The sequence below is a fragment of the Knoellia remsis genome (assembly GCF_003002895.1).
Taxonomy (GTDB): domain Bacteria; phylum Actinomycetota; class Actinomycetes; order Actinomycetales; family Dermatophilaceae; genus Knoellia; species Knoellia remsis.
This window is the reverse complement of sequence record NZ_PVTI01000013.1, coordinates 1-25,404: the sequence shown is the minus strand read 5'-3', so window position 1 is coordinate 25,404 and position 25,404 is coordinate 1. Positions and strand designations below refer to the sequence as shown.

The 25,404-nt window shown below is 70.5% G+C and carries 22 protein-coding genes; 8 read left to right on the top strand and 14 right to left on the bottom strand.

Annotated elements, in window-relative coordinates; all coding sequences use genetic code 11:
• Nucleotides 1-72: 72 nt before the first annotated feature.
• Nucleotides 73-582, top strand: coding sequence for a MarR family winged helix-turn-helix transcriptional regulator (locus BCF74_RS09035; RefSeq protein WP_106297635.1), 510 nt, complete (start codon nucleotides 73-75; stop codon nucleotides 580-582).
• Here BCF74_RS09035 and BCF74_RS09030 read toward each other — a convergent pair.
• From BCF74_RS09030 to metG, 6 genes are all read right to left on the bottom strand, one after another.
• Nucleotides 579-2,465 (bottom strand): ABC-F family ATP-binding cassette domain-containing protein, encoded by a 1,887-nt coding sequence (locus BCF74_RS09030; RefSeq protein ID WP_106297634.1) that lies wholly within the window; start codon nucleotides 2,463-2,465, stop codon nucleotides 579-581. The two genes, BCF74_RS09035 and BCF74_RS09030, sit on opposite strands and share 4 nt — an antisense overlap.
• Nucleotides 2,465-3,397, bottom strand: coding sequence for a 4-(cytidine 5'-diphospho)-2-C-methyl-D-erythritol kinase (locus BCF74_RS09025; RefSeq protein ID WP_106297633.1), 933 nt, complete (start codon nucleotides 3,395-3,397; stop codon nucleotides 2,465-2,467). Before BCF74_RS09025 ends, BCF74_RS09030 begins: the two co-directional genes overlap by 1 nt.
• A 9-nt stretch (nucleotides 3,398-3,406) precedes the next feature.
• Nucleotides 3,407-4,270 carry a 16S rRNA (adenine(1518)-N(6)/adenine(1519)-N(6))-dimethyltransferase RsmA gene (rsmA, locus tag BCF74_RS09020; RefSeq protein ID WP_106297632.1) on the bottom strand — a complete coding sequence of 288 codons (864 nt, stop codon included), beginning with the start codon at nucleotides 4,268-4,270 and terminating at the stop codon, nucleotides 3,407-3,409.
• A gap of 114 nt (nucleotides 4,271-4,384) precedes the next feature.
• A complete protein-coding gene (locus BCF74_RS17885; protein ID WP_170070195.1) occupies nucleotides 4,385-5,554 on the bottom strand; it encodes a resuscitation-promoting factor in 1,170 nt (389 codons plus the stop codon).
• A 301-nt stretch (nucleotides 5,555-5,855) separates the two neighbouring features.
• Nucleotides 5,856-6,707 (bottom strand): TatD family hydrolase, encoded by an 852-nt coding sequence (locus BCF74_RS09010; RefSeq protein ID WP_106297630.1) that lies wholly within the window; start codon nucleotides 6,705-6,707, stop codon nucleotides 5,856-5,858.
• 12 nt (nucleotides 6,708-6,719) lie between these two features.
• Complete coding sequence (gene metG / locus BCF74_RS09005) at nucleotides 6,720-8,522, bottom strand: methionine--tRNA ligase (protein WP_106297629.1); 1,803 nt, start codon at nucleotides 8,520-8,522, stop codon at nucleotides 6,720-6,722.
• Nucleotides 8,523-8,791: 269 nt separating this feature from the next.
• Between metG and BCF74_RS09000 the strand changes: the two genes are divergently transcribed.
• Nucleotides 8,792-9,961, top strand: coding sequence for an RtcB family protein (locus tag BCF74_RS09000; RefSeq protein ID WP_106297628.1), 1,170 nt, complete (start codon nucleotides 8,792-8,794; stop codon nucleotides 9,959-9,961).
• A 77-nt stretch (nucleotides 9,962-10,038) separates the two neighbouring features.
• On the opposite strand, the gene BCF74_RS08995 is transcribed toward BCF74_RS09000, so the two are convergent.
• The gene (locus tag BCF74_RS08995) at nucleotides 10,039-10,806 is read right to left on the bottom strand and encodes a thioesterase family protein (RefSeq protein ID WP_106297627.1); all 768 of its coding nucleotides are present in this window, start codon (nucleotides 10,804-10,806) and stop codon (nucleotides 10,039-10,041) included.
• Between the two features lie 119 nt (nucleotides 10,807-10,925).
• Between BCF74_RS08995 and BCF74_RS08990 the strand changes: the two genes are divergently transcribed.
• A complete protein-coding gene (locus tag BCF74_RS08990; RefSeq protein WP_106297700.1) occupies nucleotides 10,926-11,543 on the top strand; it encodes a DUF4126 domain-containing protein in 618 nt (205 codons plus the stop codon).
• Between the two features lie 63 nt (nucleotides 11,544-11,606).
• Here BCF74_RS08990 and BCF74_RS08985 read toward each other — a convergent pair whose 3' ends face one another.
• Entirely contained in the window at nucleotides 11,607-12,218 is a 612-nt protein-coding gene (locus tag BCF74_RS08985; protein ID WP_170070194.1) for a TetR/AcrR family transcriptional regulator, read from the bottom strand.
• Between the two features lie 96 nt (nucleotides 12,219-12,314).
• Here BCF74_RS08985 and BCF74_RS08980 point away from each other — a divergent pair, with 96 nt between their 5' ends.
• Together BCF74_RS08980 and BCF74_RS08975 are read left to right on the top strand one after the other, a co-directional pair.
• Nucleotides 12,315-12,536: a hypothetical protein gene (locus BCF74_RS08980; protein WP_106297625.1), complete on the top strand. Its 222-nt coding sequence runs from the start codon at nucleotides 12,315-12,317 to the stop codon at nucleotides 12,534-12,536.
• 77 nt (nucleotides 12,537-12,613) lie between these two features.
• Nucleotides 12,614-13,357, top strand: a complete 744-nt coding sequence (locus BCF74_RS08975) for a CPBP family intramembrane glutamic endopeptidase (RefSeq protein WP_106297624.1) — start codon at nucleotides 12,614-12,616, stop codon at nucleotides 13,355-13,357.
• Here BCF74_RS08975 and BCF74_RS08970 read toward each other — a convergent pair.
• The 6 genes from BCF74_RS08970 to rsmI form a co-directional block, all read right to left on the bottom strand.
• A complete protein-coding gene (locus BCF74_RS08970) occupies nucleotides 13,354-13,698 on the bottom strand; it encodes a DUF488 domain-containing protein (RefSeq protein ID WP_106297623.1) in 345 nt (114 codons plus the stop codon). The two genes, BCF74_RS08975 and BCF74_RS08970, sit on opposite strands and share 4 nt — an antisense overlap.
• A gap of 66 nt (nucleotides 13,699-13,764) precedes the next feature.
• The gene (locus BCF74_RS08965; protein WP_146132914.1) at nucleotides 13,765-14,520 is read right to left on the bottom strand and encodes a LolA-like protein; all 756 of its coding nucleotides are present in this window, start codon (nucleotides 14,518-14,520) and stop codon (nucleotides 13,765-13,767) included.
• A 195-nt stretch (nucleotides 14,521-14,715) separates the two neighbouring features.
• The gene (locus BCF74_RS08960; protein WP_106297699.1) at nucleotides 14,716-15,459 is read right to left on the bottom strand and encodes a succinate dehydrogenase/fumarate reductase iron-sulfur subunit; all 744 of its coding nucleotides are present in this window, start codon (nucleotides 15,457-15,459) and stop codon (nucleotides 14,716-14,718) included.
• Between the two features lie 11 nt (nucleotides 15,460-15,470).
• Complete coding sequence (locus BCF74_RS08955; protein WP_106297621.1) at nucleotides 15,471-17,510, bottom strand: fumarate reductase/succinate dehydrogenase flavoprotein subunit; 2,040 nt, start codon at nucleotides 17,508-17,510, stop codon at nucleotides 15,471-15,473.
• A 68-nt stretch (nucleotides 17,511-17,578) separates the two neighbouring features.
• A complete protein-coding gene (locus BCF74_RS08950; protein ID WP_106297620.1) occupies nucleotides 17,579-18,289 on the bottom strand; it encodes a succinate dehydrogenase cytochrome b subunit in 711 nt (236 codons plus the stop codon).
• 278 nt (nucleotides 18,290-18,567) lie between these two features.
• Nucleotides 18,568-19,404 (bottom strand): 16S rRNA (cytidine(1402)-2'-O)-methyltransferase, encoded by an 837-nt coding sequence (rsmI, locus tag BCF74_RS08945; RefSeq protein ID WP_106297619.1) that lies wholly within the window; start codon nucleotides 19,402-19,404, stop codon nucleotides 18,568-18,570.
• 120 nt (nucleotides 19,405-19,524) lie between these two features.
• Between rsmI and BCF74_RS08940 the strand changes: the two genes are divergently transcribed.
• The 3 genes from BCF74_RS08940 to BCF74_RS08930 are packed head-to-tail and all read left to right on the top strand — an operon-like array spanning nucleotide 19,525 to nucleotide 25,270.
• The gene (locus BCF74_RS08940) at nucleotides 19,525-20,025 is read left to right on the top strand and encodes a hypothetical protein (RefSeq protein ID WP_146132913.1); all 501 of its coding nucleotides are present in this window, start codon (nucleotides 19,525-19,527) and stop codon (nucleotides 20,023-20,025) included.
• A gap of 35 nt (nucleotides 20,026-20,060) precedes the next feature.
• Nucleotides 20,061-21,632, top strand: coding sequence for a dolichyl-phosphate-mannose--protein mannosyltransferase (locus BCF74_RS08935; protein ID WP_106297617.1), 1,572 nt, complete (start codon nucleotides 20,061-20,063; stop codon nucleotides 21,630-21,632).
• Between the two features lie 41 nt (nucleotides 21,633-21,673).
• The gene (locus BCF74_RS08930; protein ID WP_106297616.1) at nucleotides 21,674-25,270 is read left to right on the top strand and encodes a TM0106 family RecB-like putative nuclease; all 3,597 of its coding nucleotides are present in this window, start codon (nucleotides 21,674-21,676) and stop codon (nucleotides 25,268-25,270) included.
• Nucleotides 25,271-25,404: the final 134 nt, after the last annotated feature.

Below are 25,404 nucleotides of genomic sequence, written 5' to 3'. Positions count from 1 at the left end.
ATGACCGTCGCCGTGCACTCTTCCCGGGATTTATCTTGATGTCAAGATACTTGATGGGAGTACCATCGCCCCATGCCCGAGGATGATGTCGACCGTATCGTCTCGGCGTGGCGCCGGGAACGTCCCGACCTCGACGTCAGCCCACTCGAGATCCTCAGCCGCGTCTCGCGCCTCGCGCGCCGGCTCGACCTCGCCCGCGGCGCCGCGTTCAGCGAGCACGGGCTCGACGGCTGGGAGTTCGACGTGCTCTCGGCGCTGCGCCGCGCCGGCGCGCCCTACGAGCTCTCGCCCGGCCAGCTCGTCGCCGAGACCCTCGTGACGAGCGGGACGATGACGAACCGGGTCGACCGGCTCCTCCAGCGCGGCTTCGTCGAGCGCCACCCCGACCCACGCGACCGCCGCGGCGTCCTCGTCCGGCTCACCAAGGACGGCATCCGCGCCGTCGACAACGCCCTCGACGACCTGCTCGGCCACGAGCGCGAGCTGCTCGCCGAGCTACCGACCGCCGAGCGCGCCGACCTCGCCGGGCGGTTGCGCACCCTGCTCGCACCCTTCGAACAACCCGGCCAGCAGGGCGGCTAGGAGACCACCTCGGCGGCTTCGAGCCACTCGAGCTCGAGCGCCTCGCGCTCGTCGACGATCGCCCGCAGCTCGGTGTTCAGCTCGAGCACTCGCGCGTGGTCGCTCACGTGCTCGGCCATGTCGGCGTGGATGCGCTCCTCCCGCGTGGCCAGTCGGGACAGCTGCTTCTCGACCCGGGCCATCGTCTTGCGCGCCTCGCGCTGCTCGGCCGGACTGGCCGTGGGCGTTGCTGCAGCCGTCGAGCCGCCCGAGTCCGTATGCCGTTGCGCGCCAACGGATTTCGCGCCACCCTTGCTACCGGGCGCCACAGCGGGAGGTGCGCTCGCGGCATACGCGGGCGTGGTGGTGGCGCGCAGGCGCAGGTACTCCTCGACGCCACCGGGGAGGTCTCGCACCCGCCCGTCCCCGAGGAGCGCGACCTGCCGGTCGGCGATGCGCTCGAGGAGGTAGCGGTCATGCGAGACGACGACGAGGGTGCCCGCCCAGCCGTCGAGGACGTCCTCGAGGGCGGTGAGGGTCTCGATGTCGAGGTCGTTCGTCGGCTCGTCGAGGAGCAGCACGTTGGGCTCGTCCATGAGGATGCGCAGGACCTGGAGCCGTCGCCGTTCGCCGCCGGAGAGGTCGCCGACGCGGGTCTGCTGGCGCGGGCCAGGGAAGCCGAGGCGCTTCGCGAGCTGGGACGCCGACACCTCGCGTCCGCCGAGGACGGTGACCTTGCGGACCTCCTCGACGGCGTCGATGACGCGGCGGTCGCGCAGCCGGTCGAGCTCGCGCACCTCCTGCGTGAGGTGCCCGATGCGGACCGTCACGCCCTCCTTGCGCTTGCCGGAGGACAACGGCACCTCGCCCGCGAGGACACGCAGCAGGGTCGACTTGCCCGAGCCGTTGACGCCGACGACGCCGATCCGCTCGCCCGGTGCGAGATGCCAGGTGACGCGGTCGAGCAGGGTGCGCCCCGGCTCGCCCGCCGACTCCCCCACGACGACCGACGCGTCGTGCAGGTCGACGACGTCCTTGCCGAGCCGGCTCGTCGCGAACGCCATGAGCTCGACGTCGTTGCGCGGCGGCGGCACGTCCTCGATGAGCGCGTTGGCGGCCTCGATGCGGAACTTCGGCTTCGACGTGCGCGCCGGTGCACCGCGGCGCAGCCACGCGAGCTCCTTGCGGAGCAAGTTGTTGCGCCGTTCGGCGGTGACGCGCGCCATCCGCTCGCGCTCGGCCTTGGCGAGGACGTATGCCGCGTAGCCGCCGTCGAACGCGTTCACCTCACCATCGACGACCTCCCACGTCCGAGTGGCGACGGCGTCGAGGAACCAGCGGTCGTGGGTGATCGTCACGAGCGCGTTGTCGGGACGCGACCGGTGGCGGACGAGGTGCTCGGCCAGCCAGGCGACGCCCTCGACGTCGAGGTGGTTCGTCGGCTCGTCGAGGAGGAGCACGTCGGGGTCGTCGACGAGCAGCTTGGCGAGGGCGAGGCGGCGGCGCTCGCCACCGGACTTGCCGGCGACGGTCGCGTCGAGGCCGCCCATCGCGGGCGCGTCGATGCCACCGAGGAGGCCGGTGAGGACGTCGCGGATGCGGGCGTCACCGGCCCACACGTGGTCGGGTCGGTCTCCGACGACGACCTCACGGACCGTGACCTCGGGGTCGAGGGTGTCGGCCTGGCTGAGCATGCCGACGGTGGCCCCGCCGAGTCGGGCGACCCGGCCGCTGTCGACGGAGCGGTCGCCCGCAAGGACGCGCAGCAACGTCGTCTTGCCGCCGCCGTTGCGGCCGACGACACCGATGCGGTCACCGCCGGCGACGCCGAGCGAGACGCCGTCGAGCACCTGGGTGGTGCCGAGCGCGAGGGCGGCGCGCTCGACGGAGATGAGTACCGCCACTAGTCGACTCGGGCCGGGATGACGTGGGCGCCGTGGACCGGGCCGACGGCCTTGCGGACCTCACGCGCCGTACCGGTCGCGGTGAGGGCGACGGTGAGGTCGATCGCCGCCTCGACGTCCTCGACGAGGAACGCGACCGTCGGGCCCGACCCGGACACGATGCCGCCGAGGGCGCCGAACTCCATGCCGCTCTCCAGGACCTCGCCGAGCTCGGGGCGCAGCGAGATCGCCGCGGCCTCGAGGTCGTTGGTGAGCTGGGCCGCGAGCGCCCGCGGGTCGCCGGAGCGCAGCGCGCTCATGAGCTCGGTGCTCGGCGTCGGCTCCGGCACGGGTGCGGATCCTCGCAGCCGGTCGCACTCGGCATACACCTCGGGCGTCGACAGGCCGATGTCGCTGATCGCGAAGACCCAGTGGAAGTTGCCCCGGGCCAGCACCGGCGCGAGCCGTTCCCCGCGCCCGCTGCCGACCGCGGTGCCCCCGCGGATGAGGAACGGCACGTCGGAACCCAGCTCCGCGGCATACTCCTCGAGCTCCTCGGACGACAGGCCGAGGGACCACATCCGGTCACAGGCGACGAGCGCCGCGGCCGCGTCGGCCGAACCGCCGGCCATGCCGCCCGCGACGGGGATGGTCTTGGCGATGGTGATGTGCACGGGCGCGTCGAGGCCGATCTCGTCGTGGAGGAGGCGGGCGGCGCGCATCGCGAGGTTGGAGTCGTCGGTCGGGACCGAGTCGGTGCCCGCACCGCTCACCGTGCAGCCCCAGTCGTCGTCGAGGGCGACAGTGACGTCGTCGTGCAGGTTCACCGCCTGGTAGACCGTCGAGAGGCTGTGGAAGCCGTCGTCGCGCAGCGGACCGACGAGAAGCTCGAGGTTGACCTTGGCCGGGACGCGCACCGTGACGGGCGCAGGGTCCGAGTGGGCCGAGGTCATGGCGCCACCCTAGTCATGCCGGGCAGTCGCAACGGCGTCGGCGATGGCTGCGAACTGCCGCACGTCGAGCTGCTCACCGCGGGTGCGCGGGTCGATGCCGGCCGCGACGAGCGCCGCTTCGGCCGCCGCGGCGGAGCCGGCCCAGGACGCGAGCGCGGCCCTGAGGGTCTTGCGGCGCTGGGCGAACGCGGCGTCGATGCAGGCGAAGACGTCCTCGCGGGTGGCCGTCGTGTCCGGCGGCGTGCGGCGGACAAGGGAGACGAGCCCGGAGTCGACGTTCGGGACCGGCCAGAAGACCGAGCGGGAGACGTTGCCGGCGAGGGCGACGTCGGCGTACCAGGCCGCCTTGACGCTCGGGACGCCGTAGACCTTGGAGCCGGGCTTCGCGGCGAGCCGCTCGGCGACCTCGAGCTGGACCATGACGAGGATCCGCTCGATGCTCGGGAACCGCTCGAGGAAGCTCAGGACGACCGGGACGGAGACGTTGTAGGGCAGGTTCGCGACGAGGGCGGTCGGGGCCTCGCCGGGCAGCTCGGTGACGCGCAGGGCGTCGGCCTGGACGACGGTGAGCCGGTCGGCGACGGCCGGGGCGACGGTCTGCACCGTCTCGGGGAGGGCCGCAGCGAGGGTGGGGTCGACCTCGACGGCGGTGACGTGCCGGGCGACGGGGAGCAGGGCAAGGGTGAGCGACCCGAGGCCGGGGCCGACCTCAACGACGACATCATCCGCACCGATGCCGGAGACGCGCACGATGCGCTCGACGGTGTTGCCGTCGATGACGAAGTTCTGCCCCCACGTCTTCGTCGGGCGGATCCCGAGGCGCGCCGCGAGCTCGCGGATCTGGGCGGCGCCGAGGAGCCCGGTGGTCGACATGGGCGACAGCCTATGCACGGAGACGCACGAAGGCCGTGCCCCCACCGTGGGTGGGAAGGCACGGCCTTCGGTGTGCCGTCCGGTGAGGACGGCGCGCGGGTCACGCGGGGTGCGTCACGCGGCGTGCGCGCAGCCCCACGGCTGGAGGCCACGGTCGGCGTAGACGCGGTTCGCGACGGTGATCTGCTCGGCCCGCGACGCGAGGTCGGCGCGCTGGGCGAAGTCGCCACCGCCGGCACCGAGCCACGTCCGGTAGTCGAACTGCAGGCCGCCGTAGTAACCGTTGCCGGTGTTGATCGACCAGTTGCCACCGGACTCGCACTGGGCGATGCGGTCCCACATGTCGGCGCGCGCCAGGTTGATCCCGGCGCCGGAGGAGCTGCCGCTGTCGGACGGCGCGGGCGCGCTGGACGTCGACCGGGGCGCCGGAGCCGGCTTGGGAGCGGGGCGCTCCTTGGTGCCGACGGCGACGACCTTGGCGACGGGCTGGGCGGTGACCTTCTCGGAGAGGACCTTCTCCGCGGTGACCTTGCCGTCGACGACGGTGCGGCTCACGGTGACGGCCTTGGAGCCGGCCTTGCCCTCGGTGACCGTCTTGCGGGTGCCCTCGTAGAGCGAGGCGTCCTTCTTGGTCGTCGTGGTGAACGGGATGGCGACGGTCTTGACCGCGTTGCCCGTGCTCACCCGCTGGACGGCGATCGCGAGGCCGTTCTTCAGCGGCGTCGTCGCGGCCGGAGTGACCTTGTCGTCGCGGTCGTAGCTGACCTTGAGCTCCTTGAGCACGTCGGCGACGGTGGCGCTCGTCGAGGTGCTCGACAGCTTCTTCTTGTCGACGCTGACGGTGACGGTCTTGGGGGTCGTCAGCGCGAGGGAGAGGCCCTGGCGGCCGATGGCCTGCGAGCGCGACGCGGACAGCTTGGCGTTGCTCGCGGCGCGGATGCCGAGGTCACGCAGAGCGGCGTCGACGGTGGTGGCCGTCGTCCAGTACTCCTTGGTGACACCGTCGACGGTGACCGTGAGCTTGCGTCCGTAACGGACGGAGATCTTGTCGCCGTCCGAGATCTTGGTGTCCACGGACGGGACGACCTCGTCGTGCTCGCCGAGGGTGATGCCCTTCTTCTCGAGGGCGTCGCCGACGGTCGAACCGAAGACGTGCAGGGAGGAGGACTTGCCGTCGACGCTGAGGGCGACGGACTTGTCGAGGGCGGCGACGCCGAAGGATCCGGCGGCCACGGTGAGTGCCGCAGCACCCTGGGCAGCGAGGCGCAGGGGACGAGAAATCAAGAGTGCTCCGATGATCGAACTCCCCGGACACCAGGTGCGGGCGAGCGTCCTCAGGGGTGGACGGCCGGGACCCCTCAGGGGTGGGGCCCCGACAACGAGGAAGCGAGGTCCGTCCGGCGTGAGCCGGCGTCCTCGCCCCTGTTTCGCCCGGAGCCCAGCTCCGGCCAACTCCACCACCCTGACCCGAAATCCGGCAAAGGTCAAATTTCGATAACGGTGACGTGGCCCACGAGTGTCCCCGATGCGTGACTCATGTGACGGGCGTGACGCCTGTGCCCCGCCCGGTCACCAGGGGTCCCGGTCACCAGGGGCCGTAGACGCGTTTCGAGTTCTCCGACAGCGCCTCGCACAGCGTGGGAACGGCGACCCCGAGCACGCCCGCCATGACCCGGACCGTGAGCGGGACGAGGTGTGGGGCGTTGATCGCGCCGCGGTGCGGATGCGGCGTGAGGTAGGGCGCGTCGGTCTCGACCAGCACCCGGTCGAGCGGCGTCACGGACAGCGCGTCGCGCAGCGCGTGCGCGTTCTTGAACGTCACGGTGCCCGCGAAGGAGAGGTGGTAGCCCTTGTCGACGCACTCCTGCGCCATCGCGACGTCACCCGAAAAGCAGTGCAGCACAGTGGTTTCCGGCGCGCCCTCCTCGTCGAGGATGCGCAGCACGTCGGCGTGGGCATCGCGGTCGTGGATCTGCAGCGCCTTGTCGAGACGCTTGGCGAGGTCGATGTGCCAGCGGAAGCTGTCCTGCTGCACGCCCTGCCCCTCCGGACCGGTGCGGAAGTAGTCGAGCCCCGTCTCGCCGACGACGCGCACGCGCGGGTGCCGGGCCAGCTCCTCGATCTCCGTGTATGCCGCGTCGAGACTTCCCTTCTCGGCCAACCCGGGCACCTCGTTGGGGTGGAGGGCCACGCCACCCAGCATCCCGGCATACCGGTCGACCATCTCGACGGTCTGACGCGCGGCCTCGAGGTCGCAGCCGATCTGGACCACCCGGTCCACCCCGACGGACGCGGCCCGCTCGAGCAGGTCCGCCACGTCGACCGCCACACCCTCACGCTCGATGTCGAGGTGGGTGTGGTTGTCGACGACAGGGATCGGCAGCGGGTCCGGCAGGTCCGGGACGACGCTGCGCGTCGGGGTGCTCGAGGTGCTCATCGTGGCGGGGCCTCAGGCCTGCTCGAGTCGGGCCAGCTCCTCGTCGACGACGGACTCGTCGAGCTTGGCGAAGACGCCCGTCGGCTTGGCGATCGGCGTCCCGACGACGACCGGGCGCGACTCCCAGCGCGGCGTGGCGGAGTAGTCGCCGGTGATGATCGGGTAGGTCCGGTCGCTGTCGGAGTCGAGCCCGTGGACGTCCTCGATGCGCGGCATGGGCATGAACTCGCCCTCGCCGCCGAGGAACGCGTGCACCCGGTTCGACGCGTGCGGCAGGAACGGCGCGAGGATCGTGTTGAGGTCGCTCACGCACTGCACCAGCGTGTGCAGCACCGTCGCGAGCCGCTCCCGCTCGCCCTCACCCTTGAGCCGGAACGGCTCGGTGTCGGCGACGTACTTGTTGACGTCCCCCACGGCCCGCATCGCCTCGGCGATCGCGGCCTTGACCCGCTGCTTGCCGAGCAGGTCGCCGACGGTGTCGAACGCCGTGAGGGTGGCGGCACGCACGGCCTCGTCGACGGGCTCGAGCGGGCCCGGCTGCGGGATCTCACCGAAGTTCTTCGCGACCATCGCACCGGCGCGGTTGACGAGGTTGCCCCAGCCGGCGACGAGCTCGGAGTTGTTGCGCTGCACGAACTCGGCCCAGGTGAAGTTGCTGTCCTGGTTCTCGGGGCCCGCGGCGCAGATGAAGTACCGGATCGCGTCGGGCCCGTAGCGGTCGAGGACGTCACGGATGAGGATGACGACGCTGCGCGACGTCGAGAACTGCTTGCCCTCCATCGTGAGGTACTCGCTGCTCACGACCTCGGTCGGCAGGTTCAGCACCCCGAACTCACCGGGCTCACCACCCTTGGCGCCGCGACCGGCGTACGCGAGCAGCTCCGCCGGCCAGATCTGGCTGTGGAAGGTGATGTTGTCCTTGCCCATGAAGTAGTAGGACAGCGCTTCGGGGTCGTTCCACCAGGTGCGCCAGCGGTCGTCGTCGCCGAGCCGGCGGGCCCACTCGATGGACGCCGAGAGGTAGCCGATGACGGCGTCGAACCAGACGTAGAGCCGCTTGTCGGGGTAGCGCGTCGCGAGCTCGCCCGGCAGCGGGATGCCCCAGTCGATGTCGCGGGTCATCGCGCGCGGACGGATCTCGTCGAGGATGTTGAGGCTGAACTTGATGACGTTGGGCCGCCACGTGCCGCTGGCTTCGCGTCCTTCGAGCCACTCACGCAGCGCGTCGGCGAGCGCGGGCAGGTCGAGGAACCAGTGCTCGGTCTCGGTGAAGTTCGGCGTGGCGCCGGTGACCTTGCTCCTGGGGTCGATGAGGTCGGACGGCTCGAGCTGGTTGCCGCAGTTGTCGCACTGGTCGCCGCGGGCCTCGGTGTAGCCGCAGATCGGACAGGTGCCCTCGATGTAGCGGTCGGGCAGGGTGCGGCCGGTGCTCGGCTCGAGCGCGACGAGCTGGCTCTGGACGATGAAGTAGCCGTTGTCGAGGCAGCGGGTGAACAGCTCCTGGACGACCTGCTCGTGGTTGACCGTGGTCGTGCGGGTGTAGAGGTCGTAGGAGCAGCCGAGGTCGGCGAGCTCGCTGGCGATGATCGCGTGGTTGGTGTCGACGAACTCCTGCGGCGTGACGCCCGCCTTGTCCGCGAGGACGAGGATCGGGGTGCCGTGCTCGTCGCTGCCGCTGACCATGAGCACGTCGTGGCCAGCCATCCGCATGTAGCGGCTGAAGACGTCCGAGGGCACGCCGAACCCGGCGACGTGGCCGAGGTGGCGCGGCCCGTTGGCGTAGGGCCAGGCGACAGCGCTGAGGATTGTGCTCACCCGTGAATCCTAGGCGGGCGACGCAAACGGGTTCCTGCCCGATCCGGCTCGCGAGCCGCACACGTGCTCGTGAGCCGGATCGATCCGGCTGACGAACGAGCCGACGGCTCGCGAGCCGGATTGAGTATGCCGTCCGCGTGAGTATGCCGTTCGCGCGCCGCGCGTAATTCGCTCGCCGAGGCGGTCGGCCACCTGTCACGCTTCTCCGCGCCCGCTGCCGTCCGGACGCGGGCGGCACAACACCACCACGGCGCCCTAGGAGGTGCGCGATGAAGCAGATCACCCCCCGGCTCATGAACTGGGCCTCCATCCTCGAAGACTCGACCAAGGAGCAGGCCCAGCGCACCTCGGAGCTGCCCTTCGTGTTCCCGCACCTCGCGCTCATGCCCGATGCCCACCTCGGACTGGGTGCGACCGTCGGCTCGGTCATCCCGACCGAGCGGGCGATCATCCCGGCTGCCGTGGGCGTCGACATCGGCTGCGGCATGATCGCGGTGCGAACCCAGTTCGTGCGCGACGACCTGGGTGACCGGTCGCTGACGCCCCTGCGGGAGGCCGTCGAGCGGGCCATCCCGCTCTCGGCGGGTGCCGCCAACCGCAAGGTCGTCGCGACCGCAGAGCCCCGGGTCGCCGAGCTCGAGGCGCTGGCCGTCGACGCCGGCTTCGACCCCGACCAGCGGGCCGCCCGGTGGCGGGTGCAGCTGGGGACCCTGGGCTCGGGCAACCACTTCGCCGAGTTCAGCCTCGATGAGCAGGACCGGGTCTGGGCGTTCCTGCACTCCGGGTCCCGGGGCGTGGGTAACAAGATCGCGCAGCACCACATCGCGATCGCTCGCCGCCTCATGGACCGGTACTGGATCTCGCTCCCCGACAAGGACCTCGCCTACCTCGTCGAGGGGACGGACGAGTTCTGGGCCTACATCCGCGAGCTCCGGTGGGCGCAGCACTACGCCCTGCTCAACCGGGACGAGATGATGGACCGGATGCTGCGGCAGCTCGGCGAGTTCCTCGGGACGGCCGTGCAGGAGCAGGAGCGGGTCAACTGCCACCACAACTTCACCCAGGAGGAGAAGCACTGGGGCAAGAAGGTGTGGGTCTCGCGGAAGGGCGCCATCGAGGCGCGGGAGGGCCAGCCCGGCCTCATCCCCGGTTCGATGGGCACGCGGTCCTACGTCGTCGAGGGTCTCGGCAACCGTGTGTCCCTCAACTCGGCACCGCACGGTGCGGGGCGGCAGTTCTCACGGAGCGCAGCCCGGCGGAAGTTCAGCCGGGACGAGCTGCGTGAGGCGATGGTCGGCATCGAGTACAAGGACTCGGAGGCCTTCGTCGACGAGATCCCGGGCGCCTACAAGGACATCGACCAGGTCATGGCCGACGCCGCCGACCTCGTCAGGGTCCGGCACACGCTGCGGCAGGTCGTCAACGTCAAGGGCGACTGAGCGCGCCTGGTCAGGCACGGTATGCCGTGTGGTCCCCATTGCGGGACCACACGGCATACCTGCATGTGCCGTCGGCGTCACCGAGGGCGGACGGTGAGGATCTGGGACATCGTCCCGAAGGGGCCGGTCTCGTCGTGCAGCACCGACGACGTCAGGCCGACGCCGGACGACCCGAACGAGACGCTCGTGTCGAAGCCGAGCCACTCCCCCGCCGGCTCACGGTAGACGTGCGCCGTGAGGTCGAGGTTGGGGAAGTGCACCTCCTGCGGGCTCTCGCGCACCGTCATGCCGTTCGCGATGTCGAACAGCCCTGCGGCGCGGGCGAGCTCGCTCACAGGCTCGTCGGCGAGCGGCACGTCGGAGCGCACCCAGAACGCCGCTCGCCCGGGCTCGACCTGAGCGCGCCGCAGCTCGACCGACGCGATGAAGCCTCCCGGCCAGACCGTGGTCGGGTCCCATGCAGGCGTCTCGTCCGGAGCCGGTATGCCGGCCAGCGGGCTTCCGCTCACCGCTGCGGTGTCGCGCGTGGCGAGGAGCCACGCCCGCAACGAGACGGCGGGACGGCCCCCGTGGGACAGGACGGCCTCGACGAGCTCGATGGTGCGCCCGGGTCGCAGCACCCGGACCTCGGCCTCGCAGGGTTCCATCGGCAGAGTGCCGAGGATGTCCCACGACAACCGCCCGAGGACGAGCCCGTCGTCTCGGCGGGAGTCACGGTCGGCCTCGACGGCGTGGGCGAGGACGCCGAGCGCCGGGGCGACGTGCTGTTCGTCGAGGTTCCATGCGCCCTGCACGTGCTCGGTCGGCTCCCACGTCGACTCACCGATGCGCCGGAAGTAGCTCATCGCCCCATCGTCGGTGCTGACGTCGCGGAACCCGCAAACGGGGGTCTCATCGAGTAGACATGACCTCGACACAGGTGCCCGCCACGCCAGCCACGGCGAGCACGGACAAGGAGGTCGAGATGCTGGCCGCACTCACGGGCATGGGGCTCTCCGCCGCGGCGGGGCTCAACGCCTACATCCCGTTCATGATCGTCGCGCTCATGGCGCGGTTCACCGACGTCATCACGCTGCCCGAGGGGTTCTCGTGGATCGAGTCGCCGTGGGCGATCGGCGTGGGCGCGGTGCTCCTCCTCACGGAGGTCGTGCTCGACAAGATCCCGGCGATCGACACGGTCAACGACACGATCCAGACCTTCATCCGGCCGAGCATGGGCGGGCTCATCTTCGCGGCGACCAACGCGGCGGACAACCTCGACCAGTCCGCGTTCATGAAGGACAACCCGTGGATCGGCGTCGTCCTCGGCATCGTCGTCTCGGGCCTGGTCCACACGGGCAAGATGGCCGCCCGACCCGCGATCAACGCCGGCACCTTGGGCGCCGGGGCACCGGTCGTCTCGACCGCGGAGGACGCGGGCTCGATCGGGCTCTCGCTCGTCGCGATCTTCATCCCCATCCTCGTCATCGTCGCGCTCATCGCCCTCGCCTGGCTGCTCGTGTGGATGTGGCTCAAGGTCCGCAGGTGGCGCAAGCGGCGCGACGCCCACTACGGCGAGCGGACGGCATACCGAACCCCCTGAGACCCATCTCGTTCGTCGCATCGTGCCCGCGCGGGCACGACATCGAGCGACGGGGACGAGAGGTCAGCGGCTCTCGTGGAATCCGCGGACGAGGACCGCGATCGCGGTGCGCACGAACGGTTCCCGCTGCGCGGCCGGCAGGCGCGTCGCCGAGGCGAGGACTCCCTCGATGGCGGCGACGGCGGCGGGAGCGGCCACATCGGCGTCAGTGCGTCCGCTCGCGACGACGATGCGGCTCACGAGCGTCACGATGCCGGTGCGCCACACCTCGAAGACCTCGAGCAGTGGGGGCCGACGGGGCGCCTCGAGGGCGAGCTCGGCGAGGGCGCGCAGAACCGCCGGGCGCCGCAGCCAGCGCAGGGCGAGGTCGGTGACCTCGGTCGCCAGCGCGTCGGGGTCGTCGGCGTGGTCGGTGGCGCTCGAGGTGAGGGCGTCGACGTCACGCGTCAGTTGGTCCCGGACGTGCTCGGCCAGGCCGATGAGCAGGGCCTCGCGCGAGCGGAAGTAGGCCGAGCACGTGCCCTCCGGCAGTCCCGCCTCCGCATCGACCGCCCGGTGGGTCAGGCCGCGCATGCCCGCGTCCGACAGCACGGAGACGGCGGCATCGAGCAGCTCGGCTCGCCGCCCGCCGCCCGTGGCACGGAGGGTGGGCTCGGTGGTCTGCGTCGTTGCCATCCAGCCCATTGTGCCCTGCAGGGAGGAGGCGGAGTTGGCGCACCGACTTCTACAGGTGTAGTATTCTTTCTACAGACGTAGAAGAAAGGACACGCCATGGGACCTCTCACCGGCCTCGCCACCATCACCACTGCCCTGCTCGTCCTCACCGTCGTCGCCGGCATCGCCGTCGTCGCCCTCACCGCTTGGGCCGTCACCGACATCCGCCGCAGCCGGGCCACCGGCGTCGCCACGTCCGACAGCACCGTGTCGCAGGCTCCGGTCGCCGCCACCACCGCAGCGTCGACCCGTCAGCTGCGCCCCGTCGGCAGCCACTGATCCCGAGCTGAACCCACTCCGGACGCCTCGGCGCGAGTCACACCTCGCGCTCAGGCACACCGGGCAGGATGTGGCGCATGCGGCGCCGGCACCTCACCGAGACATGGCTCGTCCTCGGTGTCTCCCTCGGCGCGTCCGCCGTGTGGGCGGTGCTCTCGTTGCTCCGCAAGCTCACCGCCGGTCAGCCCCTCGGCGAGCAGACGACCGCGATGAACTCGGCGGTCACACCCGACCGGCCGTGGCTCGACCTCGCCTACCAGCTCGCCCAGATCGGTCTTGCCCTCGTCCCGGTCGCGCTCGCGCTCCATCTGCTGACGCGCGACGACCCGCGCGCCCGGTTCGGCATGGGCGCCGACTTCACCAAGCCGTGGCAGGACCTCTGGCGCGGCGTCCTGCTCACCGCCGTGATCGGCATCCCCGGCCTCGGCCTCTACTTCGTCGCGCGCGGCCTCGACCTCAACACGACCATCGCCGCGGCGAACCTCGGCGAGACGTGGTGGGCCCTGCCCGTCCTCGTCCTCGCTTCGGTGCAGAACGCCGTGCTCGAGGAGGTCGTCATGGTCGGCTACCTCTTCAAGCGCTGGGGGCAGGCCGGCTGGTCGACGTGGCGAATCATGCTGACCTCAGCGGTGATTCGCGGCACCTACCACCTCTACCAGGGCTTCGGCGGGTTCGTCGGCAACGTCGTCATGGGGCTGGTCTTCGGCTGGCTCTACACCCGCACGAAACGGGTCGGACCCCTCGTCGTCGCGCACACCCTGCTCGACGTCGTCGCCTTCGTCGGCTACGCGCTGCTCAAGGACCGCGTCGGCTGGCTCTAGGTGAGGAAGTCGCGCAGGACGACGGCCTCGTTGTGGGTCTCGTCGCGGGCGCCGTAGAGCAGCGTGACCCGTTCGTGTTGCTCCCAGATCTCGCGTGCCTCCGGGAGTGCGGGGTTGTCGTCGAGCTCGGCCCGATAGCGTTTCGCGAACTCCTCGAACCGCTCCGGTACGTGCCCGAACCAGCGCCGCAGCTCGGTGCTCGGGGCAAGGTCTTTCGCCCACGCGTCGAGGGCCGCCTTCTGCTTGCTCACCCCACGCGGCCACAACCGGTCGACGAGCACGCGGTAGCCGTCGCTCTCGGCCGCGGGCTCGTAGATGCGTTTCGTGACGTACGTCGTCATCGACCCAGACTGACAGACACACGGCGACCACACCGGTGAGCGGGCGCGGTCAGGCCCCAGCCCGGGTCACTGCGGCGGCTCGATGATGGAGTCGGCGGACGGGGCAGCGACCGGCTTGGCTGCGTTCCACTCCGAGAACGTCATCTCGCCCGGCTCGTCCTTGGGTGCCGTGAGCTTGATCAGGGTGGCCTTGCCGTCGGCGGTCACGACCATGCTGGCGCCGCCACCGCCCACCCGGTCCGAGAGGGTGTAGGCCTTCTGGCCGTCGACGGTCGTCTCCTCGACCTTGGAGTTCGCGCTCTCGAGAGCGGACATGTCCTCCGCGAAGATCTCGTCGAGCAGCCCCTTGAGCGTCATGTCGCCCATCTCCTTGGCCTCGGCGGCCGGGACGAGGACGTACTTGCCGTCGAGCATCTTCGCGGCCTCGGCGCCCGCCTGGGTGGTCCAGAACGTCGTGTCGCCGGTCATGTAGTTCTTGCCGCCGACGGTGAGGATCGTGGCCTCACCCTCGCCGCCCATCCCCATCGTGAGGGCCTGGTTGGTCCCGTCGAGCGTGCCGGCGAGGTCGATGCTCATCTGCTTGCCCTCGTCGGTGACCGACCCGACGACCCGACCGCTCTTGGCGGCCAGGGCGGTGGCCTTGGCCTGCTTGACGAGCTCGGCGCCGCTGGGCTTCTTCGGCGCCTCGGCGGTCTTCGCGGGGCTGCCCGCCGAGCCTCCGGCGGTGTCGCCGGAGTCGGAGGAGCCACAGCCGGCGAGAGCCAGCGCGGCGACGACAGGAACGATGCCGGCTCGAAGGACGCGGCGGGAGGACATGGACATGATCGGCAAACCCCTCGTGAGGCGCGGCGGTGCGCCCCATGCGCCCACCATCGAGCGGACCCTAGCGCCCCACACCGGACCGGCGCTCAGGAAATGACCCGACCGGAAGGTCACGTTCCGGACACAGCCGAGCGGGCGGCATACCGACGGATTCCTTCGGTATGCCGCCCGCTCACCTTCGGTGCGGTGCTCGCCTCAGCGGCTGTGCCGCATCGCGGTGCGCAGGTCGAAGTTCAGCTGGCTGATGACGTCCTGCGGGATGCCCTTGGGGCAGGCGGTGGAGCACTCGCCGATGTTGGTGCAGCCGCCGAAGCCCTCGTGGTCGTGCTGGTTGACCATGGCCACGACGCGGGCGTCGCGCTCCGGCTGCCCCTGCGGCAGCTCCCCGAGGTGGACGACCTTGGACGCGGTGAAGAGCATCGCGCTCGCGTTGGGGCACGCCGCGACGCAGGCGCCGCAGCCGATGCACTCGGCGGCCATGAAGGCGCGGTCAGCGTTGTCCTTGGGGACGGGCGTGGCGTGCGCGTCGGGGGCGGCACCGGTGTTGGCCGAGATGTAGCCGCCGGCCTGGATGATGCGGTCGAACGCGCTGCGGTTGACGACGAGGTCCTTGATGACCGGGAACGCGTTGGCGCGCCACGGCTCGACGGTGATCGTCTGCCCATCCTTGAAGGAGCGCATGTGCAGCTGGCAGGTCGTCGTGCGCTCGGGTCCGTGGGCGTGGCCGGAGATCATCAGGCCGCACATGCCGCAGATGCCTTCGCGACAGTCACTGTCGAACGCGATCGGCTCCTCGCCCTTGGCGTTGAGCTGCTCGTTGAGGACGTCGAGCATCTCGAGGAAGCTCATGTCCGGGCTGATGTCGGACACCTCGTAGGTGACGAAGCCGCCCTTGTCGGCGGGTCCGGCCTGACGCCAGATCTTGAGGGTCAGGTTCATGAGGTCGCTCATTACTTGTAGCTCCGCTGCTTCAGCTCGATGAAGTCGTAGACGAGGTCTTCCTTGTGCAGGACGGGTGCGCCCATGCCGGCGCCCACCTGCTCGACCGCGACGTCCTCGGGGTCGGTGAGGGTGTCGGGGGTGAACTCCCACGCGGCGACGTAGGCGAACTCGTCGTCGTGACGCAGTGCCTCGCCGTCCTCGGTCTGGGACTCGGACCGGAAGTGGCCACCGCAGGACTCGCGCCGGTGCAGGGCGTCGATGCACATGAGCTCGCCGAGCTCGAGGAAGTCGGCGACGCGGCCGGCCTTCTCGAGCGACTGGTTGAGCGTGTCGGCGGCGCCGAGGACGCGGACGTTGCGCCAGAACTCGGCGCGCAGGCCGCGGATGAGGTCGATCGCCTTGCGCAGGCCCTCCTCGTTGCGCTCCATGCCGCAGTACTCCCACATGATGTTGCCGAGCTCGCGGTGGAAGCTGTCGACGCTGCGCTCGCCGTTGATCGCGAGCAGTCGTTCGGTGCGCTCCTCGACGAGGCGGCGGGCCTCGACGACGGCCGGGCTGTCCTCGGTGAGCTCGTTCTTCGGAGCGGTGGCGAGGTAGTCGCGGATCGTGTTGGGGAGGACGAAGTAGCCGTCGGCGAGGCCCTGCATGAGGGCGGAGGCGCCGAGACGGTTCGCGCCGTGGTCGGAGAAGTTCGCCTCACCGGCGACGAAGAGGCCCGGGATCGTCGACTGCAGGTCGTAGTCGACCCAGAGGCCACCCATCGTGTAGTGCACGGCGGGGTAGATCCGCATCGGCACCTTGTACGGGTCCTCGCCGGTGATGCGGGCGTACATGTCGAAGAGGTTGCCGTACTTCGCGCGGACCGCGTCCTCGCCGAGGCGCTTGATCGCGTCGGCGAAGTCGAGGTAGACGCCGCGGCGGAAGTCGCCGACGACCGGGCCGACGCCGCGGCCCTCGTCGCAGACGTTCTTGGCCTGGCGCGAGGCGATGTCGCGGGGCACGAGGTTGCCGAAGGAGGGGTAGATCCGCTCGAGGTAGTAGTCGCGGTCCTCCTCGGGGATGTCGCGCGGGTCCTTGTCGGCGTCCTCGCGGCGCTTGGGCACCCAGATACGGCCGTCGTTGCGCAGCGACTCGGACATGAGGGTGAGCTTCGACTGGTGCTCGCCGGAGACGGGGATGCACGTCGGGTGGATCTGCGTGTAGCAGGGGTTGCCGAAGTAGGCGCCCTTGCGGTGGGCGCGCCAGCCGGCGGTGACGTTGGAGCCCATGGCGTTCGTCGAGAGGAAGAAGACGTTGCCGTAGCCGCCGGACGCGAGGACGACCGCGTCGGCGAGGTGGGTCTCGATCTCGCCGGTGACGAGGTCCCGCACGATGATCCCGCGCGCGCGGCGGTCCTCACCCTCACCATCGACGATGAGCTCGAGCATCTCGTGTCGGGTGAACTGCTCGACCGTGCCGGCGGCGACCTGCCGCTCGAGTGCCTGGTAGGCGCCGATGAGGAGCTGCTGACCCGTCTGGCCCCGCGCATAGAACGTGCGCGACACCTGCACGCCACCGAAGGAGCGGTTGTCGAGCAGGCCGCCGTACTCGCGGGCGAACGGCACGCCCTGGGCGACGCACTGGTCGATGATGTTCGCGCTCACCTCGGCGAGGCGGTAGACGTTGGTCTCGCGGGAGCGGTAGTCACCACCCTTGACGGTGTCGTAGAAGAGGCGCTGGATCGAGTCGCCGTCCTCCTTGTAGTTCTTCGCGGCGTTGATGCCACCCTGCGCCGCGATGGAGTGCGCGCGTCGCGGGGAGTCCTGGAAGCAGAACGACTTCACGTGGTAGCCGGCCTCGCCGAGCGTCGCCGCGGCCGCGCCACCGGCGAGCCCGGTGCCGACGATGATGACCGACATCTTGCGACGGTTCGCCGGGTTGACGAGGGCGGCCTCGAACTTGCGGGTCGTCCACTTCTTGTCGATCGGTCCCTCGGGCGCCTTGGCGTCCGCGATCGGGGCGCCGACGGTGTAGAGGCCCTCGACGAGCTTCGTGGAGTTCTCAGTCATGCGAGTCACCTTGGTGTCGTTGCGAGTGAAAAGCGTTGTGCCGTATGCCGTCCGCGCGCCTGCGCACGTCAGTCGCCGATGAGCCCGAAGGCGATGGCCAGCGGCGGGATGAGGAAGCCGACGACGACGACGGTCGCGAGGACCCACCCGACGAGCTTGGCCCGGGCGTGCGCGGCCGGGGTGGAGGTCCAGCCGAGGGTCTGCTGGGCGCTGTAGGCGCCGTGCTTGAGGTGCATGAACAGCGCCACCATGGCGGCGACGTAGATGAGCACCATCCACCAGACCTGGAAGGTCGCGACGACGAGCTGGTAGGGGTTGTTGAGGATGTCCGGCCCCTGCTTGTGAGGGTTCGGGGAGATCTTCGGGACCGTGAAGTTGAGCAGGTGCCACACGATGAAGACCAGGAGGAAGGTCCCGCCCCAGCGCATCCACTTCGCCGTCGCCACCGTCTTCACCGCGTCGTACTTGACGCGGCGCGCGGAGTCCGCGCGGCTCCACAGCGTGTACGCGGCATACGCATGGCCGATGATCGAGAGGATCAGGACCACCCGGATGATCCACAGCAGGCCGGCATACGGCAGCATCGGCTCGCCGATGGTGCGGAGGTGCTCGGCGTAGCTGTTGAACGCCTCCTCCCCCTGCAGGGCCTTGAGGTTGCCGTAGGCGTGGAGGAGCAGGTAGCCGACGAAGATCAGACCGGTCACTGCCATGAGCAGCTTGAGGGCGACTGTCGTGCTCCGCGCCGTGGTCCCGCGTGGGGAGAGCGTCGTCGTGGGCATGACCGAAAGGTACCGCGCGCTCCGGCGCCGAACACGCTCAGGCAGACCTAACTCACGTGTGAGATATGCACGTTACCCATCCGTAGGTCGACGCGTGGGGTGCCGATGGCTGCTGGTGAGCATGCCGTATGCCGTCCGCTCGGCCGCGTGGGCACGACGACCCGTTCCGGCTCGCGAACTACGGCGTCACTCGTATGCCGGATCGATCCGGCTTGCGAGTCACTGGACGGCTCGCGAGCCGTTTCGTGCAGGGCGCACCGGGATCGAGGGCCGGGGGGTCAGCGGGAGGCGGCGAGGACGGCGTCGTAGAGCGCCTTCTTCGAGAGCCCTGTCGCGGAGGCGACATCGGCGCACACGTCCTTGAGCCGCTCCCCTGCCGCGACCCGGTCGCGTATGCCGGCCAGCTGGCTCTCGACGTCGCTCACCTGGGCGTCGGCGCCGGCGACGACGAGGGTGATCTCGCCCCGGGGGTCGTCGGAGGCCCAGGCGACGAGCTCGACGAGCGAGCCGCGGCGCACCTCCTCGTAGGTCTTCGTCAGCTCGCGGCACACGGCGGCCCGCCTGTCACCACCGAACGCCTCCTCCATCGCCGCGAGGGTCTTCGCGACCCGGTGCGGCGCCTCGAAGAAGACCATCGTCCGGTGCTCGTCCGCCAGCGCGACCAGCGCCCGGGCCCGCTCGCCCGGCTTGCGTGGCAGGAAGCCCTCGAAGCAGAACCGGTCGACCGGCAGCCCTGACACGGCGAGCGCCATGAGCACCGCCGACGGCCCGGGGACGCAGGTCACCCGGGCGTCGATCCCGATCGCGGCACTCACGAGGCGGTACCCCGGGTCCGAGACGGACGGCATACCGGCGTCCGTGACGACGAGGACACGCGCCCCCTCGCGAAGTCTCTCCACGAGATCCGCGGTCCGGGACGCCTCGTTGTGCTCGTGGTAGCTCACGACCGACCCGCGCGGCGAGACGTCGAGCGCCTGGCAGAGCCGGCGGAGGCGGCGGGTGTCCTCGGCCGCGATGACGTCGGCGGTGGCGAGCTCGTCGGCGAGGCGGGGCGCGGCGTCGCGCGGGTCGCCGATCGGGGTCGCGGCCAGCACGAGGACGCCGGGGTCGGTCATGGGCGCTATTGTCCCCGACGGGGGCGGTGATGACCGGCCTCGGGGCGAGCCGATCGGGCCTCGCGCCAGTGGGATGACCTGATGTGGAAGGGGAGATCGAACATGCGCAAGTTCGGAGCGTTGGCGATCGCGGCCGTCATCGGCTTGACCGGCTGCGGTGGTGGCGGGGTCGGCGTCGCGAACGATGGAGGCGCCAAGGCCGCGGAACTCGGGGTGGGGGACACCACCGATCTCGGCGACCTGGTGTCCTCCATGAAGGTCGACCTGACCCTCGACAGCGTTGACTCGGAGTTCCAGTGCCCGGAGCCACCGTACGACGCCGAGCCCAACCAAAGGTACGTGCGGTTCAACGTGACACTCGCCCCGAAGGACGGGAAGAAGACCGGTCCTCTCTCGTCGTTCGAGTGGGTCGCCGTCGACAAGGCCGGGACGGAGTCGAAGGTCGACTGGCGGGTTGCGCAGCTGTGCGTTCCCCCGAAAGAACAGGTGCCGCTGGGGTTCACGGATGACAAGCCGGTCAAAGGCAGCCTCATCTTCCCGGTCCCGGCGGGCACGACGGCGGTCATCGGCCGAGTTCCGTGGATCGACCCGCAGCCTTCGTTGACCTTGAAGGTTTCCTGAGCCGCGGCACAGGTCGCCTTGCCTACGATGGGCCGGTGACCCGGACCGACGAGCTGCGCGAACGCCTGCTCGGGACCCGTCCCACGGACCGGCTCTGGGGGTGGGTCGGTCCGCTCCTCGTCGCCGCGATCGGCGGGTTCCTCCGGTTCTGGCAGCTCGGCCGGCCGGACTCCCTCGTCTTCGACGAGACCTACTACGTCAAGCAGGGCTGGTCGCTCATCCGCTTCGGCGTCGAGATGCGCGTCGAGGGCAAGAACGAGGACGCCGACAAGCTCTGGAACTCCGGCAACGTCGACGTGTTCTCGAACCAGCCGGACATGATGGCGCACCCGCCCGTCGGCAAGTGGGTCATCGGCGCCGGCGAGTGGCTCTTCGGCGGGCCGACGAACCCCTTCGCATGGCGGGTCGCCGTCGCCCTGCTCGGGACGCTGTCGATCCTCATCCTCGCGCGGGTGGCGCGGCGGATGTTCGGGTCGACGCTCCTCGGCTGCATCGCGGGCCTGCTGCTGGCGGTCGAGGGCACCCACCTCGTCATGTCGCGCACGGGGATCCTCGACATCATCGTGAGCTTCTTCGCCCTCGTCGCGTTCGCGTGTCTCGTCGTCGACCGCGACCGCTCCCGCGAACGGCTCGCGCAGTGGGCCGGGAGCCGCAGCGAGACCGGCACGGACGGCATACGGACTCTGACGCGCGGACCGTGGCTCGGGGCGCGGCCGTGGCGGTGGGCCGCGGGGGTGGCGCTCGGTCTGTGCATCGGGACGAAGTGGTCGGGGCTGTTCTTCCTCGCGGTGTTCGGGCTGATGACGGTGCTGTGGGACCTCGGCGCGCGGCGGGCCGCGGGGATCCGGCCGTGGTGGCGCGAGGGGCTGCTCAAGGACGGGCCGTATGCGTTCGCGCAGCTCGTCGTGACGTCGGCCGTCGTCTATGTCGTGTCGTGGACCGGGTGGTTCCTGACCGACCGCGGCTACCACCGGCAGTGGGACACCTTCAACCCCGGGCAGGGCATCCAGTGGCTGCCGCCGGTGCTGCGCAACTGGGTGAAGTACCACCAGGACATGTGGCAGTTCAACACCACCCTGACGACGCCACACTCGTACCAGTCGAACCCGTGGGGCTGGATGATCCAGGCCCGGCCGACGTCGTTCTTCTACGAGGGGACGAAGCGGGGCGAGGGGTCGTGCACCGTCGACTCGTGTTCGGCCGCGGTGACGACGATCGGCACGGTGTCGGTGTGGTGGGTCGGCATCGTCGCGCTGCTCGTGTGCCTCTTCTGCTGGATCGCGCGCCGCGACTGGCGGGCCGGGGCCGCACTGGCGGGAGTCGTCGCGGGGTACGGGCCGTGGTTCATGTATCAGGAGCGGACGATCTTCTCGTTCTACTCCGTGGCGTTCGAGCCGTATGTCGTGCTGGCGATCGTCTTCTGCCTTGGGCTCGTGTTGGGTGGGCGTGGCGCGTCGGTGTCGCGGCGGCGGTGGGGGGCCGTGGTCGTCGGCGGCTACGTCCTCGTGACGATCGCGCTGTTCGCGTGGTTCTACCCGATCTACACGGGCGCGGTCGTGCCGTATGAGCAGTGGCACCGACTCATGTGGTTCCCCTCCTGGATCTGAGCCGCACCGCACTGTCAGCCCTGCGGCATACGGTGTGAGACATGTTCCTCCTCGGTGACGACGGGCGGCTGGTGCTGAGCCCGAGCGACCTGCGGCTCGCATCGCAGTGCGAGTTCGCGCTCGTGCGCGAGCTCGACATCACCCTCGGGCGCGCGCCGTCGATGTCCGAGCCCGACGAGGCGATGATGGCCCGGCTCAAGGAGCTCGGCGACCAGCACGAGCAGCGCGAGCTGCTCCGTCTCTCCGCGGCATACCCCTCTCGCGTGGTGGGCATGTCGCGACCGGCGCACGACCTCGCCTCGCTCACCGCTGCGCATGCGGAGACCCTCGCGACGCTGCGCGGTGGCGCGGCCGACGTCGTGGCGCAGGCGACCTTCTTCGACGGCGGGTTCCTCGGGTTCGCCGACTTCCTCGAGCGCACCGACGACGGCTGGCTCGTCAGCGACACCAAGCTCGCCCGGCATGCCTCGGTGCCGGCCTTGCTGCAGATCGCCGCGTATGCCGCCCAGCTGCGGTCTGCGGACATCCCCACCGCGCCGGTGGCCCGCCTCGTGCTCGGCAGTGGGCTGAGCACGGACCACCTGCTCGACGACATCCTCCCGGTGTATGCGGCGCGGCGGGAGCGGCTCGAGTCGGTGCTGGCCGAGCACGCCGCGGGGTCGGAGCCGGCCGCGTGGGGTGACCCGCGCTGGCTGGCGTGCGGGCGCTGCGAGGTGTGCGAGGTCGAGGCCGAGACGGCGCGGGACGTCTTGCTGGTCGCCGGTGTGCGACTGCCCCAGCGACGGCGGCTCATGGACGCCGGGGTGAACACGATCGAGGCGCTGGCGACGCGCACCGATCCGGTTCCCGACGTGCGCGAGTCGGTGCTGGCCCGGTTGCGTGAGCAGGCCCGGCTGCAGCTCGTCCAGGAGGCCGACCCGGACGCCCGTGTCGTCGCCGAGGTCGTGTCCGCGGAGGCGCTGCGGGCCATGCCCGCACCGAGCGAGGGCGACGTCTTCTTCGACTTCGAGGGCGACCCGCTGTGGCGCGAACGCGGTTCGCACGACTGGGGACTGGAGTACCTCTTCGGGCTCGTCACCGTCGACGGTGTCGACGTCGCGGGCGGGGAGAAGCCGCCGTTCACGACGTTCTGGGCGCACGACCGCGAGCAGGAGAAGCAGGCCCTCATCGACTTCGTCGCGTGGCTGCACGAGCGCCGCGAGCGGTGGCCGGACCTGCACGTCTACCACTACGCGCCCTACGAGAAGTCGGCGTTGCTCCGGCTCGCTGCTCGGCACGGGGTGTGCGAGGACGACATCGACCAGTTCCTGCGCGAGGGCGTCTTCGTCGACCTGTATGCCCTGGTGCGCGCGGGCATCCGCGTCTCGCAGCGCTCGTACTCGATCAAGAAGCTCGAGCCGCTCTACATGGGTGCGCGCGAGGCCGGCGTCGCCAAGGGCGACGACTCGATCGTCGCCTACCACCGCTTCGTCATCGCCACCGAGCTGGGCGACGAGGCGTCGGCCCGGCGCGAGATCACCGACATCGCGAACTACAACGAGGAGGACTGCGTCTCGACGCTGCTGCTCCGCAACTGGCTGCTGGCCCGGCGGGACGAGGTCGCGGACGGCGAGAGCGGGGCGAACGGCGCGACGGCGGCGCCCGAGCAAGGTGACGGGTCTGCGCCCAGCACCCCGGCGTCGACGGTCAACGATGCACGGCTCGCCCTCATGCAGCTCGAGGCCCAGCTCAAGGCGCACCTCGAGGGCATCAAGCCACAGGACCGCACGGCCGAGCAACAGACCATCGCCATGGTCGCGGCGACACTCCTCTTCCACGCGCGCGAGGACAAGCCGTTCTGGTGGAAGCACTTCGACCGCCTGCGCCTTCCGGTGTCCGAGTGGATGAACGAGCCCGGGGTGTTCATCGTGAAGGGCGCGGAGGTCGTCGATGAATGGCACCGGGACACCCCCAAGCAGCGGCCCCGGCGCACCATCGTCGTGACTGGTGAGGCCCTGGGCGGGGTGCCCCTGGAGCCGGGTGCCGACGTTGCCGCGGTCTATGCCGCTCCCCCGCCTGCGGGCGTCGAGGTCCAGCCGGGCCATCTCAACGCCAAGTCACCCTCGGGTGTCAAGGTCATCGGCGTCGAGGACGTCGCGTCACCGGACAACCACATCCACCAACGGCTCACCCTGGAAGAGCTCATGCCCAAGGACGGGACCGAGCACGACCTCGCCCCCGTGGGACTCGTCCCCAGCAAGATCGTGCCGAGCACGTCGATCGAGGCGGCGCTGCAACGCTTGGGCGAGCGCGTCCAAGGCGCGTTTCCCGCGTTGCCGCAGTCCGCGGGGGTCGACGTGCTGCTGCGCCGGTCGCCGCGGCTCCGGTCGGGGGGTGCGCTGCCCGAGGTCGGTGAGGGGGACGACCGGTTCGTGCGGGCGATCGAGTCGGCGCTGCTCGACCTCGACGGCTCCGCGCTCTCGGTGCAGGGGCCGCCGGGGACGGGCAAGACGCACGTCGCCTCGCAGGTCATCGCGTCGCTGGTGCGTGACCATGGGTGGCGGGTCGGGGTGTGCGCCCAGTCGCACGCCGCGATCGAGAACGTCCTCGACGCGGTCGTCCGCGCGGGTCTCGCTCCGGAACAGGTCGGCAAGGCCGTGAAGGAACCAGGTGTGTCGACGGCGTGGACGGAGCTGGCCAAGGCCGACGACCTCGCCGGGTTCGCCGCCGATCAGGAGGGTGGCTACGTCATCGGCGGCACCGCCTGGGACCTCACGAACCCCAAGCGGGTTCAGCCGGGCCAGCTCGACCTGCTCGTCATCGACGAGGCCGGGCAGTACTCGCTCGCGAAGACGCTCGCCGTCGCCGAGTCCGCGGACCGACTGCTCCTCCTCGGCGACCCGCAGCAGCTGCCGCAGGTGTCGCAGGGGACCCACCCCGAGCCGGTCGACGACTCGGCCCTCGGCTGGGTCATCCGCGCCGAGCGCGAGGACGAGAGCGTCCTACCGGCGTCGCACGGCTACTTCCTCGAGACGACGTGGCGGATGCATCCCGCGCTCACCGAACCGGTGTCGCGCCTGGCGTATGCCGGCCGGCTGCGTTCGCACGAGGACCGGACGGCGAAGCGTTCGCTCGACGGCGTCGACCCCGGCCTGCACGTCCGGCTCGTCGAGCACCGCGACCGGTCGCAGTGGTCTCCCGAGGAGGCCGACGTCGTGGTCGATCTCGTGCGCTCGCACCTCGGCCTGTCGTGGCAGGTGTCCCCGGACGCGGCCGCGCGGCCTCTCGAGGAGTCCGACATCCTCGTCATCACGCCCTACAACGCGCAGGTCGGCACCCTGCGCGCGGCACTCGACACTGCGGGCTTCCTCGACGTCGCGGTCGGCACGGTCGACAAGTTCCAGGGCCGCGAGGCGGCGGTGGCGATCCTGTCGATGGCCGCGTCGGCGCACGCGGACGTGCCGCGTGGGATCGGCTTCCTCCTCGACCGGCACCGGCTCAACGTCGCGATCTCTCGAGCCCAGCACGCCGCCTACGTCGTGCGCTCGGCCGTGCTCACCGACTTCGCACCGCGGACCCCCGACGAGCTCATCGCGCTGGGTGCCTTCCTCGGGCTGTGCGAGCGTGCCGTCTCGACGCAGACCGTCACCCCAGCCTGACGACTGATGGCCAGTTGCCGCACTGACGGCGCTGAGTCGTCCCTTTCCTGGTCAGTCGCCCTTCGCGTGGTGAGTCGCCCCAGCATGAGGGGACGACTCACGCACTGAGGGACGAGTCACCGCGCCAGTCGCCC

What these genes read in the sequence shown, in the direction of transcription:
- BCF74_RS09035 (WP_106297635.1), top strand. Translation starts at nt 73, where the DNA reads ATGCCCGAGGATGATGTCGACCGTATCGTCTCGGCGTGGCGCCGGGAA.
- BCF74_RS09025 (WP_106297633.1), bottom strand. Translation starts at nt 3,397, where the DNA reads ATGACCTCGGCCCACTCGGACCCTGCGCCCGTCACGGTGCGCGTCCCG.
- rsmA (WP_106297632.1), bottom strand. Translation starts at nt 4,270, where the DNA reads ATGTCGACCACCGGGCTCCTCGGCGCCGCCCAGATCCGCGAGCTCGCG.
- BCF74_RS09010 (WP_106297630.1), bottom strand. Translation starts at nt 6,707, where the DNA reads ATGAGCACCTCGAGCACCCCGACGCGCAGCGTCGTCCCGGACCTGCCG.
- BCF74_RS09000 (WP_106297628.1), top strand. Translation starts at nt 8,792, where the DNA reads ATGAAGCAGATCACCCCCCGGCTCATGAACTGGGCCTCCATCCTCGAA.
- BCF74_RS08995 (WP_106297627.1), bottom strand. Translation starts at nt 10,806, where the DNA reads ATGAGCTACTTCCGGCGCATCGGTGAGTCGACGTGGGAGCCGACCGAG.
- BCF74_RS08990 (WP_106297700.1), top strand. Translation starts at nt 10,926, where the DNA reads ATGCTGGCCGCACTCACGGGCATGGGGCTCTCCGCCGCGGCGGGGCTC.
- BCF74_RS08985 (WP_170070194.1), bottom strand. Translation starts at nt 12,218, where the DNA reads ATGGCAACGACGCAGACCACCGAGCCCACCCTCCGTGCCACGGGCGGC.
- BCF74_RS08980 (WP_106297625.1), top strand. Translation starts at nt 12,315, where the DNA reads ATGGGACCTCTCACCGGCCTCGCCACCATCACCACTGCCCTGCTCGTC.
- BCF74_RS08975 (WP_106297624.1), top strand. Translation starts at nt 12,614, where the DNA reads ATGCGGCGCCGGCACCTCACCGAGACATGGCTCGTCCTCGGTGTCTCC.
- BCF74_RS08970 (WP_106297623.1), bottom strand. Translation starts at nt 13,698, where the DNA reads ATGACGACGTACGTCACGAAACGCATCTACGAGCCCGCGGCCGAGAGC.
- BCF74_RS08965 (WP_146132914.1), bottom strand. Translation starts at nt 14,520, where the DNA reads ATGTCCATGTCCTCCCGCCGCGTCCTTCGAGCCGGCATCGTTCCTGTC.
- BCF74_RS08960 (WP_106297699.1), bottom strand. Translation starts at nt 15,459, where the DNA reads ATGAACCTGACCCTCAAGATCTGGCGTCAGGCCGGACCCGCCGACAAG.
- BCF74_RS08955 (WP_106297621.1), bottom strand. Translation starts at nt 17,510, where the DNA reads ATGACTGAGAACTCCACGAAGCTCGTCGAGGGCCTCTACACCGTCGGC.
- BCF74_RS08950 (WP_106297620.1), bottom strand. Translation starts at nt 18,289, where the DNA reads ATGCCCACGACGACGCTCTCCCCACGCGGGACCACGGCGCGGAGCACG.
- rsmI (WP_106297619.1), bottom strand. Translation starts at nt 19,404, where the DNA reads ATGACCGACCCCGGCGTCCTCGTGCTGGCCGCGACCCCGATCGGCGAC.
- BCF74_RS08930 (WP_106297616.1), top strand. Translation starts at nt 21,674, where the DNA reads ATGTTCCTCCTCGGTGACGACGGGCGGCTGGTGCTGAGCCCGAGCGAC.